The organism is Microbacterium sp. NPDC090281, assembly GCF_044769635.1.
GTDB lineage: Bacteria > Actinomycetota > Actinomycetes > Actinomycetales > Microbacteriaceae > Microbacterium.
This window is the reverse complement of the sequence record NZ_JBIVYH010000001.1, coordinates 526779-539299: the sequence shown is the minus strand read 5'-3', so window position 1 is coordinate 539299 and position 12521 is coordinate 526779. Positions and strand designations below refer to the sequence as shown.

Below are 12521 nucleotides of genomic sequence, written 5' to 3'. Positions count from 1 at the left end.
CACCTCAACGGTTCTGCGGGAAACCGAGGTTGATACCCTCGTGCGTCGCGGGGTCGAGCCAGCGGCTGGTGACCGCCTTCTCCCGCGTGAAGAACTCGAACCCGTGCACACCGTATGCCTTCGCATCGCCGAACAGCGACGCTTTCCATCCGCCGAAGGAGTGGTAGGCGACCGGAACCGGGATCGGGACGTTGATGCCGATCATTCCGACCTGCACCTCGGTCTGGAACCGCCGAGCCGCACCGCCGTCGTTGGTGAAGATCGCCGTGCCGTTGCCGAACTCCCCCGAGTTGATCAAGTCGAGGCCCTCCTGGAAGGTCTCCACACGGACGATCGAGAGCACTGGACCGAAGATCTCCTCCCGGTAGGCCCTCGAGGTGAGCGGGATCTCGTCGATCAGCGTCGGTCCGAAGAAGAAGCCGTCCTCGTGCCCGTCGACGACGACCCCACGGCCGTCGACGACGATGCGCGCACCGTCCGCTGCGGCGATGTCGACATAGCCGGAGACCTTCTCGCGATGGGCGTCACTGATCAGGGGACCGAGGTCGGGCTCGCCGTCCGCACCACCGGCCCCGTTGCCGACGCGCAGTCGGGAGATCCGATCGGTGATCTTCTCGATGAGCCGGTCGGCCACCGGCTCGACGGCGATCAGCACCGAGATCGCCATGCACCTCTCTCCCGCGGCACCGTAGCCGGCGTTGATCGCCTGGTCGGCGACGAGGTCGAGGTCGGCGTCGGGAAGGACGAGCATGTGGTTCTTCGCACCACCGAGGGCCTGCACCCGTTTGCCATGACGCGATGCGGTCTCGTAGATGTACTGTGCGATCGGAGTCGATCCCACGAACGAGATCGACTGCACCACCGGGCTCGTGAGCAGGCCGTCGACGGCGAGTTTGTCTCCCTGCAGCACGGTGAACACCCCGTCCGGGAGCCCGGCCTCGCGCCAGAGCTCGGCCATCCAGAGCGCCGCCGACGGATCCTTCTCGCTCGGCTTGAGCACCACCGCGTTGCCGGCGGCGATCGCGATGGGGAAGAACCACATCGGCACCATCACGGGGAAGTTGAACGGGCTCACGATGCCGACCACGCCCAGCGGCTGCTTGATCGAGTAGACGTCGATGCCGGTCGATACGTTCTCGGAGTACGCGCCCTTGATCAGATGCGGGAACCCCGTTGCGAGCTCGACGACCTCCTGACCGCGGAGGATCTCGCCCATCGCGTCGGAGAGCACCTTGCCGTGCTCACGCGTGACGATCTCGGCGAGCTCGCCCTTCTTCGCGTTGAGCAGCTCACGGAAGGCGAACAGCACCGCCTGGCGCTTGGCGATCGACGTGCTTCCCCACGCGCGCTGTGCGCGTTCGGCGGAGGCGATCGCCTCCGCGATCTCGCGCTCATCGGCCAGGGCGACCCGGCCGATCACGGCGCCGGTCGCCGGGTTGAAGACGTCGGCCGCGCGGCCGCTCGTCGAAGGCCTCGGCGCGCCGTCGATCCAGTGGCCGATCTGCGGCACGTCGGCGGCTGTCCCCGACCTCTGGGGGTCGGGGGTCTGGGGGTTGGTCGTCTCGATGGTCATGTGGACTCCTCAGATCAGCGTGGGGTGGACGAGCCGCGCCGCGATGTCCACGGCGGCCGCGACATCGCCGTCCGGCGGGTAGAGCAGGGTGCGGCCGGCGGTCAGCCCCCGCACGCCGTCGAGCGAGAGCGCGTCATCCCATGCGGCGAAGGTCTCGTCGGGTCCGTCCGGCGAATCACCGCCGAGGAGGACGGTCGGCATGGTCGTCGCCGCCATCACTCGTTCCATCTCCGGGACGACCGGCAGCTTCATCCAGGTGTAGGCGCTGCTCCCGCCGAGTCCGGCGGCGATCGCGATCGAGCGGATGACGGCATCCGAGGTGAGGTCGTTCACGACGTGCCCGTCCTTCCACTCGCTCAGGAACGGCTCGAGCATGATGGGCAGTCGCGCGGCGGCCGCCTGCGTCACGGCGCGCGCCGTCGCCTCGAGCGTCGCCGAGGTGCCTTCGTCGTCGAAGTTGATGCGCATCAGGGTCTTCGCGAAGTCGAGCCGGGACTCGACGATGCTCGGCACGTCGTATGCGGTGAAGCGGTCGTCCATCTCGAATGTCGCGGAGCGCAAGCCGCCCCGATTCATCGAGCCGACGACGACCTTGCCCTCGAGCAGCCCGAGGGCCGCGAGGTCGTCGATGATGTCGGGCGTTCCGAGCACGCCGTCCACTCCGGGGCGGGAGAGCGCTGTCGCCAGTCGGTCGAGCAGGTCGTACCGGTCGGCCATCGCGGTCGCATCCGCCCCGACTGCCAGGGCTCCTCGGGCGGGATGGTCTGCGGCGACGATGAACATCCGATCATCGGGGCTCAGCACCTCCCGCCGGGTGCGCGTGCGCAGCGCATCGGCGATCTCGTAGGGCCGTCGGGAGCGCACCTCTCGCAGTCGCGCGAAGTCGGACGCGGTCAGCATGCCGCCCATATCAGTTCCCCCTTGCCACGGCGGTGTCGACCTCCGCCGTCGTCGGCATGGCCGTCGAGCACTCCAGCCTGGAGGCGGCGATCGCCCCTGCGGCATTCGCGAAGCGGACGACCCGCTCGAGCCCCCACCCGCTCAGCAGTCCGTGGCACAACGCACCGCCGAATGCGTCGCCCGCACCGAGACCGTTCACGACGTCGATGGTCAGGGGCGCCACCTCGACCGACTCGTCACGAGTCTTGGCGAGAACACCTCTCGGTCCCTGCTTCACGATGGCGAGTTCGATGCCTCGCTCCAGCAGGGCGTCGGCGGCTCGATGCGGCTCGGTCTCCCCCACCGCGATCTCGCACTCCTCGCGGTTGCCCACCGCCACGGTCACTCCCCCGAGAACCGCGTCGACCTGCGCCGACGCCTCTGCGGGATCGCTCCAGAACATCGGCCGGTAGTCGAGGTCGAGGACCGTATGCCGCGCGCGCCCTCTGGCCTCGATCGCAGCGAGGTGTGCCGCGCGACTCGGCTCCTGGCTGAGTCCGGTCACCGTCAGCCACAGGAGATCGGCGGCGCGCAGGGACTCCACGTCGATCTGGGTGGCGTCGATGTTCAGGTCGGGCGCCTTCGGATCGCGGTAGAAGTACAACGGGAAGTCGTCGGGCGGGAAGATCTCGCAGAACGTCAACGGCGTCTTCAGCCGAGGATCCACGGCGACGCCCGAACGGTCGACACCGAGACGGTCGAGCTCGCGATGCAGGTAGCGGCCGAAGGGGTCGTCGCCGACGCGGGAGACGAGAGCGACCCGGCGACCGTGTCGAGCGGCGGCGACGCTCACATTGGCAGCACTGCCGCCGAGATACTTGCCGAAGCTCGTTACGTCTTCGAGACCCACCCCGCTCTGCAACGGGTAGAGATCGACTCCGAGGCGTCCGAAGGCGATGATCTCGGGTGCGTCCTGCGTAGCGATCATGCGCGCGAACACCTCTCTGTACTGCGGCATCGGCCTCGATGCTCGAATGTCCTAACAATAACACATGGACCGTTTCTCGCAAGCGATCCGGACGTTCGCAGATGCGGACGTAAGATTGTCGGAACATGGCCCGCGACTGCACGGGCCGGGGGAGGGAACCATGGCCGGCGAAGAGCCCCATTGGCCGGCCGAGCTTTTCGCGGATCTCGACCGCACCGGTCCCGTGCCGCTGTACTACCAGGTGTCGAGCCGCCTGGAAGCGGCGATCCACTCCGGAGCGATTCCCGCGGGCGCCCGTCTCGAGAACGAGATCGCGATCGCTCAGCGACTCGGCCTCTCGCGTCCGACCGTTCGCCGCGCGATCCAAGAGGTCGTCGACAAGGGCCTGCTCGTTCGTCGCCGAGGAATAGGCACTCAGGTCGTCCAGGGTCAGGTCACCCGCCAGGTCGAGCTGACCAGCCTCTATGAGGATCTGCAGGGCTCGCATCACGAGCCCGGCACCCGGGTTCTCACGCACGAGGTGGTGCCGGCACCCGAGTCGGTCGCGACCGGTCTCGGCATCCACGTCGGCGAAGAGGTCGTCTACATCCGCCGCCAGCGCAGCACCGACGGAACACCGGTGGCAGTGCTCGAGAACTATCTCCCCCATAACTTCCGCGACATCACCACCGAGGATCTCGGCACCCGCGGGCTCTACCAGATCCTCCGCGCGAGAGGCGTCACGATCCGCATCGCGAAGCAGAAGATCGGTGCGCGACGCGCCGCGGGCGATGAGAGCGGGCTGCTCGACATCGACGAGGGCGGCCCCGTCCTCACCATGGAACGCATCGCCTTCGACGACTCCGGTCGCGCGATCGAATACGGGAACCACTGCTACCGCCCCGACATGTACAGCTTCGAGACCACGCTCGTCGCGAAGTAGCTCGCGCACCGGGCGCTTCGAATCGGAGACGCTCGCTCGGGGTGAAACGGCGGCATGCCGGAACTCGATTCTGGACTCGGCACCTCCTCCAGGTACCGTCAGACGGCAACCGTCGACGAAGACCGGAGGAAGAAAGTGACGAAGCAGTACACGGGGGGAACCGGACGCGACGGCGATGCCACCGCGGATGGAGAGGAACAGCACCTGCGGCGAGCGCTGAGCAACCGCCACATCCAGCTGCTCGCGATCGGCGGGGCCATCGGCACCGGGCTGTTCATGGGAAGCGGAAAGACGATCTCGGTCGCGGGCCCGTCGGTGATCTTCGTCTACATGATCATCGGCTTCATGCTCTTCTTCGTCATGCGGGCGATGGGCGAGCTGCTGCTGTCGAACCTGAAGTACAAGTCGTTCAGCGACTTCGCGAGCGACCTGCTCGGCCCGTGGGCCGGATTCTTCACCGGCTGGACCTACTGGTTCTGCTGGGTGGTCACCGGGGTCGCCGACGTGATCGCGATCGCCGGATACACGGATGCGCTCATCCCCGGCATCCCGCTGTGGATCCCCGGCGTGCTGGTGATCGTGATCCTGCTCGCCCTGAACCTTCCCACCGTCGCCGCGTTCGGCGAGATGGAGTTCTGGTTCGCGCTGATCAAGATCGTCGCGATCGTGGCGCTCATCGTCACCGGCCTCGTGATGATCTTCACCGGCTTCCAGCACGACGCCGGAACCGCGAGCTTCTCGAACCTGTGGGACAAGGGCGGCATGTTCCCGCACGGGTTCATGGGCTTCGTCGCCGGGTTCCAGATCGCGGTGTTCGCGTTCGTCGGCATCGAGCTCGTCGGCACCGCTGCGGCCGAGACCAAGGACCCGAAGCGCAACCTCCCCAAGGCCATCAACGCGATCCCGATCCGCGTGCTGCTGTTCTACGTGGGTGCGCTCATCGTGCTGATGGCCGTCACCCCGTGGACCGAGTACGTCGCAGGCGAGAGCCCGTTCATCGCGATGTTCGCCCTCGCCGGGCTCGGCATCGCCGCGACCGTGGTGAACCTCGTCGTGCTGACCTCTGCCATGTCGAGCGCCAACTCCGGCATCTACTCGACGTCGCGCATGGTGTTCGGCCTGGCGCAGGACGGCGATGCCCCTCGCGTGTTCGGCCGACTCTCCCGCCGCCGCGTGCCGCAGAACGCACTGTTCCTGTCGTGCATCCTGCTGCTGTCCGGCGTCGTGCTGCTGTATGCGGGCAAGGACATCGGCACCGCCTTCGACATGGTCACGACGGTCTCGGCCCTGTGCTTCATGTTCGTGTGGACGATCTTCCTCTGCAGCTACCTCGTGTACCGACGCACCCGCAAGGACAAGGTCGCCGCATCCACCTTCCGGATGCCCGGCGGCGTCTTCATGGTCTACGTGGTGCTGGCGTTCTTCGTGTTCGTGCTGTGGGCACTCACCACCCAGCCCGACACGCTGACCGCGTTGCTCGTGACACCCATCTGGTTCGTCGTGCTGTTCGTGGCCTGGCTGTTCGTGCGGCGCTCGCCGAACCACCTGAAGCGGCACGCGGCCCACATCGCCCATCTGCGCGACGACTCGGTGGAGGCGGACTGAGCCTGAACCCACGCAAGAGCGCCGCCTCCCGGAGGGGTGGGCGGCGCTCTTGCGGCGTTGCGACGGTCAGGCCGTGACGGCGGATGCCGAAGCCGTGGGGGCTGCGGGCTTCACGGCGAACAGGCGCTTGCGCAGTGCGAGGAACAGCAGCACCATGCCGGCGCTGAGCAGGATGTGCCCCATGCCGGCGATGCCGGCGATCATGCTCGACGACTCCAGGCCGAGCACCGTGAGGGAGCCGTGCCAGAGCATCATCGCGGAGGTCAGCACGAGGCCGGCGTTGTAGAGCCAGAAGAACCAGCCGAAGAGGCGACTCTCGGACAGGGCGAAAGCCTTCTCGAGGAGCAGGACGATCAGCAGCACGACGAAACCCAGCACCAGCAGGTGCGTGTGCACGAGGCCGAGCTGCGTCGGCTCCCCCTCGGGGAAATCATTGATCTTGGTGAACTCTCGGTAGAAGAGTCCGGAGGCGACACCCACGATCATGTAGGCGAACGCGGCGTAGAAGAGGCGGCGCATCGGAATCCTTTCGGTCTGATTCCAGCCTCGGCAAAGCGGCCGTTTCGAGGATCCATCGAACGGTTGAGATGCGGGATGACTAGAGCAGGCCGGTGTCGCGGGCGATCGCGATGGCGCGGGCGCGGCTGTCGGCGCCGAGCTTCTCGAACACGTGCACGAGGTGCGTCTTCACGGTGGCCTCGGTGACGAACAGGGTCTTCGCGATCTCACGGTTCGAGGCCCCCGTGTCGAGCAGTCGGAGCACGTCGAGTTCACGGTCGGTCAGCCGCACCCGCGGCGCACGCATCACCTGCACGACCCGCTCGCTGAGCTCGGGCGTGAGCACGAGACCGCCCGCCGCGGCCTGCCGGATCGCCCGCACGATCTCGTCCGGCGCCACGTCTTTGAGCAGGTAGCCGGCTGCTCCCGCCTCGATCGCGCCGAGGATCTCGGCATCGCGGTCGAACGTCGTCAGGATCAGCACGGCCGGAGTCGGGTCCTGGGCACGAAGCGCAGCGGTCGTCTGCACGCCGTCCATGCCCTCGCCGAGGCGCAGGTCGCAGAGCACGACGTCGGGGTGCAGGTGACGGGCGAGGGCAACAGCCTCTTCGCCGGATGCCGCTTCTCCCACCACCTCGACGTCGTCGCGATGGTCGAACAGCGAGCGCACCCCGGCGCGGACGATGGGGTGGTCGTCGACGAGCAGCACGCGCACCGCGGTCATCCCTCATCTCCCGTCCGTCTGGACGATGTCACGCCGCCGAGCGGGAGGTGCGCCGAGAGCGCTGTGCCGTCGCCAGGGGTGCTCTCCACGTCGAGCCCGCCGCCGAGCTCGCGCAGCCTCGCGCGCATCGAACGCAGCCCGTAACCGCCACCCCGGCTGCCGACACCGCCCTGGGCGTCCCAGCGCCTCGCGTCGAACCCGACCCCGTCATCGACGATGTCGAGCCGCACCGCATCGCCGGCGTCGGCCAGGGTGACCACGACCCGGGAGGCGGCCGCGTGGGAGCGGACGTTCGCGAGGGCCGACTGTGCCGTCCGCAGCAGAGCGACTTCGGCATCGAGCCCCAGCGAAGGCAGGTCGTCGTCGGCGTTGAGCGTCGCCTCGATCCCCGTCTCCTCGGCCAGACGTTCGAGCATCCGGGCGAGGGCGTCGCCGAGCGCCGTGGACTCCAGTTCGGCCGGCATCAGCGCGTTCACGATGCGCCGCGCATCGGCGAGGCCCTCGGCCGAGAGGGCGCTGATCTGCTCGAGCGCTCGGGTGCGCTGCACCGGGTCGTCCGCTTCCAGAGCCGCTCGCGCCAGCATCCCGATCGACGACACGCTCTGCGCGACCGTGTCGTGGATGTCGCGCGACACCCTGGTGCGTTCGTCGCTCGCCCCCGACTCGCGCTGGGTGCGGGCGAGTTCATCCTGAAGCGCCGCCATCTCCTCCTGGGTCGCGACGAGCGAGGCGATGAGTCGGCGCCGCTCCCGTCCGTCGCGCACGAGTTCGAGGTAGCCGCGGGAGATGCCGAACGCGAAGACGCCGCCGACGAGCGGACCGATCACATTCGCATAGGTCGTCGTGCCGGTGTGCAGCAGCGGGGCGGTGACCACGACCGCGAGGATCGCCACGCTGAGCAGCGCCGCCCACCGCAGGCGCATCACGAAACCGGCGAGCAGCCACAACGGGAAGGCGAGCCAGACGAACTCCGGCGAGACCACGACCGCACCGAGCCAGATGAGCGTCAGCCCGAGCAGCCACCAGGTCGCCAGACGACGATCCGAAGTGCGTTCGCTGAGCACGAGCCCGCCGCCGTACCAGCCGAGGAACACGAGCGAGAGGGCGAGCACCCAGGGCAGCGGGACACCGTCTGTCGCCGCACGCCAGGCGCCGATCACGAGCAGCACGACCGTGATGACGGCCTGGCCGATGCGGATCGATCCGACCAGGCTCGCCCAGGTGCGCGGTGCGCGGATCCCCGCCACCGTGTCGACGTGGCCGGGACGCTCCTCTCGCGACGGCTCAGTCCGCGACTGCGGGGGTGTCGGCTGCGGCATCCTCGTATTCTCCCTCGTGCGAGCGCTCTGCACCTCTATCGTCGCGGGATCCGGCTCGGTCGACCTTCCCCGACCACCACATCCGGTCACCGACGATCGCGAAGATCGCCGGCACGACCAAGGTCCGCACGACGAACGTGTCCACGAGCACCCCGATCCCGACGATGAGCCCGATCTGCCCGAGCGTGACCAGCGGCAGTAGCCCGAGAGCCGCGAACACTGCCGCGAGCACGACGCCGGCGCTCGTGATCACACCGCCCGTCGCGGTCAGCGCACGCACCATCCCCTGCCTAGTGCCGACCGTCTTCGCCTCGACGCGGGCCCGATGGACGAGGAAGATCGTGTAGTCGATCCCGAGCGCCACCAGGAACAGGAACGACAGCAACGGCACCTGCAGGTCGAGCGCGTCCCATCCGAACACGACCCTGCTCAGCCAGGTGCCCGCACCGATCGCGGCGACCGCGCTGAGGATGTTCACCGCGAGCAGCAGCACGGGTGCCACCAGGGAGCGCAGCAGCACGATGAGCACGAGGAGACTCACCGCGAGGACGAGCGGGACGACGAGGAGCAGGTCGCGCTGATTGCCCTCGCGCGCATCGAGATCCGCCGCCACCGGGCCGCCGACCGTGGCGTCGGCATCCGGCACCGTGTCTGCGGCTTCTCGCACGGCGCTCACCAGGTCGAGGCTCTCGGTCGTGCCCGGCGCCGGTTCGCCGACGACGAGCAGGCGCGTGAGCGCGCCGTCGGTGCTCTCCCCGGTCGCGGAAACTCGGAGCACACCCGGCACCTCACCGATCGCCTCGGCCAGCGCATCGACCTCTGCTGTGGCGCCGATCACGATCATCGGCTGGGCCTCACCGGCCGGGAAGTGCTCGCCGAGCACCGTGAGACCGGCCGCTGACTCGGACTCGACGCGGAACTTCTCGACCTGCGTGAGCCCGACGGACACCCCGGCGAGACCACCGGCGAGGATTCCGAGGAGCGCGAGCCCACCGACCAGCGGCACCCAGGGGCGTCGAGAGACGCGCTCTGCCACGGCACCCCACACGCGACCGGTGACAGCGGCATCGCCCACACGCGGCGCGAACGGCCAGAAGATGTGGCGGCCGCACACGGCGAGCGCCGGCGGAAGCACCAGCAGCACGGCGGCGAGTGCGATCAGGAGACCGACCGCCGATGCGATGCCGAGTCCGCGTGTGCCGGGGATCACGGCGAGCGCGAGCGTCGACAGCGCGAGCACCACGGTCACGTTCGAGGCGACGATCGCCGGCGCCGTTGCACGCCATGCGGCGACCAGTGCACGGCGATGGTCGGTGTCTCGTGCGAGCTCTTCGCGATAGCGAGAGATCAGGAGGAGGGCGTAGTTCGTTCCGGCGCCGAAGACGAGCACGCTCACGATCCCGGAGTCGAACTGGAGGCCCAGCCCTGCCCCGATCGCCGCCGTCGCCTTGTTCGCCAGCTGATCGGCGAGCGCGACCACCACGAGCGGGATCATCCAGAGCACCGGCGAACGATAGGTGACGATGAGCAGGAGCGCGACGATCCCGAGGGTGACCATCAGGAGCGTGAAGTCGGCGCCGTCGAACGCGGAGGCGACGTCCACTCCGAAGGCGGGCCCGCCGGTGACCTGCACGGTCACCCCGTCGATCGGATTCGCGGCGACGACGTCACGCAGACCGTGCACGGCATCCGCGGCGGCATCGTCGTCTTCGAGGGTGAGCGTCGCCTGGAGCACTGCGGCCTCGCCGTCGTCGCTGACGATCGGACCGTGCGGCTCCTGCCCCGTCTCCGCCTCGACATCGGTGGCGAGGGCGCTGATCGCCGCGACGTCGGCGTCGTCGAGCTTCGTTCCGTCATCGCGGGATGCGACCAGGAGTACCGCGTGCTCATCCGCATCGGGGAACTGCTCGGCGAGGACCGCCGCCCGCGCGGACTCGGAATCGGGAGGAGCGACGTCGTTGCCGGCCGGGAGCGATGCCCGGCCGAGGGCGCCGAGGAGTGCGGTGAACGCCACCACGGCGACCAGCAGGGAGATCCATCCCCCGCGTCGCGAGGTGAGCCACAGCGGAAGCGAGCGAAGGGTGCGGAGCATGGATCCAGTCCAGCCACCATCGGCTCCGCGAGGATCGGGCAGGTGGCTGAGACGAGTCTCCACCGTTCGATGGATCCGGTGGCGCGGCCAGAGGGGTTCCACCAGGCCCTCCCCCGTTTCGGCTCCCGCGCGTAGCGTCGGTTCGACGGCCGCGGACACGTCTGCGGCGACGATGAAAGGACCACTCATGCACACTCGCACTCTCGGACAGGGCCTTCGGGTCTCGGCGATCGGACTCGGCTGCATGGGCATGTCGCAGAGCTACGGGCCCAACCCCGGCAGCCGTGACGACATGATCGCGGTGCTGCGGTCGGCGGTCGATCACGGGGTCGACTTCTTCGACACCGCCGAGGTGTACGGACCGTATGTGAACGAGGAGCTCGTCGGGGAGGCGCTCGAACCCCTCCGCGACCGCGTCGTGCTGGCCACCAAGTTCGGGTGGGACATCGAAGACGGCAAAAGCGTCGGGCTGAACAGTCGTCCCGAGCAGATCCGCCGCGTGGCCGAAGCTTCGCTGCGGAGTCTGCGCACCGATGTGATCGACCTCTTCTACCAGCACCGCGTCGACCCCGACGTGCCGATCGAAGACGTCGCCGGCACCGTCGGCGAGCTGATCGCCGAGGGGAAGGTGCGCCACTTCGGGCTCTCCGAGGCCTCGGCCGACACCATCCGTCGCGCGCACGCCGTGCATCCGGTGACCGCGCTGCAGAGCGAATACTCGCTGTGGACCCGCGACCCCGAAGCCGAGATCCTGCCGGTGCTCGGCGAGCTGGGCATCGGGTTCGTACCGTTCAGCCCGCTCGGCAAGGGTTTCCTGACCGGCACGGTCGACACGGCAGCCGACTTCGCGACCGGCGACATCCGTGCGACCATCCCGCGCTTCACGGCCGAGAACCGAACGGCGAACCAGGCGCTCGTGGCGCACGTGGCCGAGTTGGCCGCGGCGAAGGAGTCCACGCCGGGGCAGATCGCTCTCGCCTGGCTGCTCGCCCAGCAGCCGTGGATCGTGCCGATTCCCGGCACACGTCGCACCGCGCGCATCGCCGAGAACGCCGGCAGCACGGCCGTCGCCCTGTCGGCCGACGAGGTCGCCGATCTCTCGTCCCTCGCGACCCGCATCGGCGTGAGCGGTGACCGCTACAACCCGCAGCAGATGGCGTTCGTCGACCGTTGAGCGACGCGCGGCCTCGGTATCGTGAGGCGGGTGACCTCCGCCCGCAGCTACCCCGCGACGATCGCGGCGGCTGTCGAGCACGAGTCCGTCATCCGCAAGTCGCGCTTCCTGACCCGCATCGAACCCGTCTCCTCGGTTGAGCAGGCCGAGGCCGTGATCTCGGGCATCCGCAAGCGGGCATGGGACGCCAACCACAACTGCACCGCGATGGTGACCGGACTCCTCGGCGATCAGGCGCGTTCTTCCGATGACGGCGAGCCGTCCGGCACCGCGGGGACCCCGATGCTCGAAGTGCTGCGTCGGCGCGAGCTGACCGATGTGGTCGCTGTGGTCACGCGCTACTTCGGCGGGGTGAAACTCGGCGCGGGCGGGCTCGTGCGCGCCTACTCGTCTGCCGTGTCGGAGGCGCTCGATCTGGCCGCACTCGTGCGGCGGGCGGCGCTCCGACAGGTGACGCTCGAGGTGCCGCACGCGGATGCGGGCCGCTACGACAATCTGCTGCGCGACTGGGCGGCGCACCACGGAGCGACGCTCGGTGATCCGGCCTATGCGGCGATGGCCACGCTCGAACTGTGGGTCCCGGAGTCGGAGCTTCCTCGCCTCCGGGACGACCTGGCCGCCGCCTCCGCCGGCTCGATCATCCCTGTCTTCGGCATCGAACGCATCGTCGACGTGCCGGCCTGACCCCGGGAGATCGGCCAACACACAACGACCGGCGGATATCCTGGATGCCGCGGTCGCGGAGGG

General features: G+C 68.7%; 11 protein-coding genes. 4 read left to right on the top strand and 7 right to left on the bottom strand.

Annotated elements, in window-relative coordinates:
- Positions 1–4 precede the first annotated feature (4 nt).
- From ACIQTX_RS02595 to iolC, 3 genes are read right to left on the bottom strand one after another with little or no spacing between them, the layout of a single operon-like run.
- Positions 5–1573 (bottom strand): CoA-acylating methylmalonate-semialdehyde dehydrogenase, encoded by a 1569-nt coding sequence (locus ACIQTX_RS02595; protein WP_402968505.1) that lies wholly within the window; start codon positions 1571–1573, stop codon positions 5–7.
- A 9-nt stretch (positions 1574–1582) separates the two neighbouring features.
- Complete coding sequence (locus ACIQTX_RS02590) at positions 1583–2473, bottom strand: deoxyribose-phosphate aldolase (RefSeq protein WP_402968502.1); 891 nt, start codon at positions 2471–2473, stop codon at positions 1583–1585.
- Positions 2474–2483: 10 nt separating this feature from the next.
- The gene (gene iolC, locus ACIQTX_RS02585) at positions 2484–3440 is read right to left on the bottom strand and encodes a 5-dehydro-2-deoxygluconokinase (RefSeq protein WP_402972933.1); all 957 of its coding nucleotides are present in this window, start codon (positions 3438–3440) and stop codon (positions 2484–2486) included.
- Between the two features lie 160 nt (positions 3441–3600).
- Here iolC and ACIQTX_RS02580 point away from each other — a divergent pair, with 160 nt between their 5' ends.
- Together ACIQTX_RS02580 and cycA are read left to right on the top strand one after the other, a co-directional pair.
- On the top strand, positions 3601–4362 hold the full coding sequence (locus ACIQTX_RS02580; protein WP_402968499.1) for a GntR family transcriptional regulator: 762 nt from the start codon (positions 3601–3603) through the stop codon (positions 4360–4362).
- 135 nt (positions 4363–4497) lie between these two features.
- Complete coding sequence (gene cycA, locus ACIQTX_RS02575) at positions 4498–5967, top strand: D-serine/D-alanine/glycine transporter (RefSeq protein WP_402968496.1); 1470 nt, start codon at positions 4498–4500, stop codon at positions 5965–5967.
- Positions 5968–6033: 66 nt separating this feature from the next.
- On the opposite strand, the gene ACIQTX_RS02570 is transcribed toward cycA, so the two are convergent.
- The 4 genes from ACIQTX_RS02570 to ACIQTX_RS02555 all read right to left on the bottom strand — a co-directional run bounded on the left by ACIQTX_RS02570 (position 6034) and on the right by ACIQTX_RS02555 (position 10600).
- Positions 6034–6486 (bottom strand): DUF2871 domain-containing protein, encoded by a 453-nt coding sequence (locus tag ACIQTX_RS02570; RefSeq protein ID WP_402968493.1) that lies wholly within the window; start codon positions 6484–6486, stop codon positions 6034–6036.
- 79 nt (positions 6487–6565) lie between these two features.
- Positions 6566–7189, bottom strand: a complete 624-nt coding sequence (locus tag ACIQTX_RS02565) for a response regulator (protein ID WP_402968490.1) — start codon at positions 7187–7189, stop codon at positions 6566–6568.
- On the bottom strand, positions 7186–8508 hold the full coding sequence (locus ACIQTX_RS02560) for a histidine kinase (RefSeq protein ID WP_402968487.1): 1323 nt from the start codon (positions 8506–8508) through the stop codon (positions 7186–7188). Before ACIQTX_RS02560 ends, ACIQTX_RS02565 begins: the two co-directional genes overlap by 4 nt.
- Positions 8474–10600 carry an MMPL family transporter gene (locus tag ACIQTX_RS02555; protein ID WP_402968484.1) on the bottom strand — a complete coding sequence of 709 codons (2127 nt, stop codon included), beginning with the start codon at positions 10598–10600 and terminating at the stop codon, positions 8474–8476. Before ACIQTX_RS02555 ends, ACIQTX_RS02560 begins: the two co-directional genes overlap by 35 nt.
- A 187-nt stretch (positions 10601–10787) precedes the next feature.
- Here ACIQTX_RS02555 and ACIQTX_RS02550 point away from each other — a divergent pair, with 187 nt between their 5' ends.
- Positions 10788–11774 (top strand): aldo/keto reductase, encoded by a 987-nt coding sequence (locus tag ACIQTX_RS02550; protein WP_402968481.1) that lies wholly within the window; start codon positions 10788–10790, stop codon positions 11772–11774.
- 30 nt (positions 11775–11804) lie between these two features.
- Positions 11805–12458 carry an IMPACT family protein gene (locus ACIQTX_RS02545; protein WP_402968478.1) on the top strand — a complete coding sequence of 218 codons (654 nt, stop codon included), beginning with the start codon at positions 11805–11807 and terminating at the stop codon, positions 12456–12458.
- The last annotated feature ends 63 nt before the right edge of the window (positions 12459–12521 follow it).

Excerpts from the sequence above, each read along its gene's own strand:
- ACIQTX_RS02570 (WP_402968493.1), bottom strand. The coding sequence starts at position 6,486 with ATGCGCCGCCTCTTCTACGCCGCGTTCGCCTACATGATCGTGGGTGTC.
- ACIQTX_RS02580 (WP_402968499.1), top strand. The coding sequence starts at position 3,601 with ATGGCCGGCGAAGAGCCCCATTGGCCGGCCGAGCTTTTCGCGGATCTC.
- ACIQTX_RS02555 (WP_402968484.1), bottom strand. The coding sequence starts at position 10,600 with ATGCTCCGCACCCTTCGCTCGCTTCCGCTGTGGCTCACCTCGCGACGC.
- iolC (WP_402972933.1), bottom strand. The coding sequence starts at position 3,440 with ATGATCGCTACGCAGGACGCACCCGAGATCATCGCCTTCGGACGCCTC.
- ACIQTX_RS02550 (WP_402968481.1), top strand. The coding sequence starts at position 10,788 with ATGCACACTCGCACTCTCGGACAGGGCCTTCGGGTCTCGGCGATCGGA.
- ACIQTX_RS02595 (WP_402968505.1), bottom strand. The coding sequence starts at position 1,573 with ATGACCATCGAGACGACCAACCCCCAGACCCCCGACCCCCAGAGGTCG.
- ACIQTX_RS02560 (WP_402968487.1), bottom strand. The coding sequence starts at position 8,508 with ATGCCGCAGCCGACACCCCCGCAGTCGCGGACTGAGCCGTCGCGAGAG.
- ACIQTX_RS02565 (WP_402968490.1), bottom strand. The coding sequence starts at position 7,189 with ATGACCGCGGTGCGCGTGCTGCTCGTCGACGACCACCCCATCGTCCGC.
- ACIQTX_RS02590 (WP_402968502.1), bottom strand. The coding sequence starts at position 2,473 with ATGCTGACCGCGTCCGACTTCGCGCGACTGCGAGAGGTGCGCTCCCGA.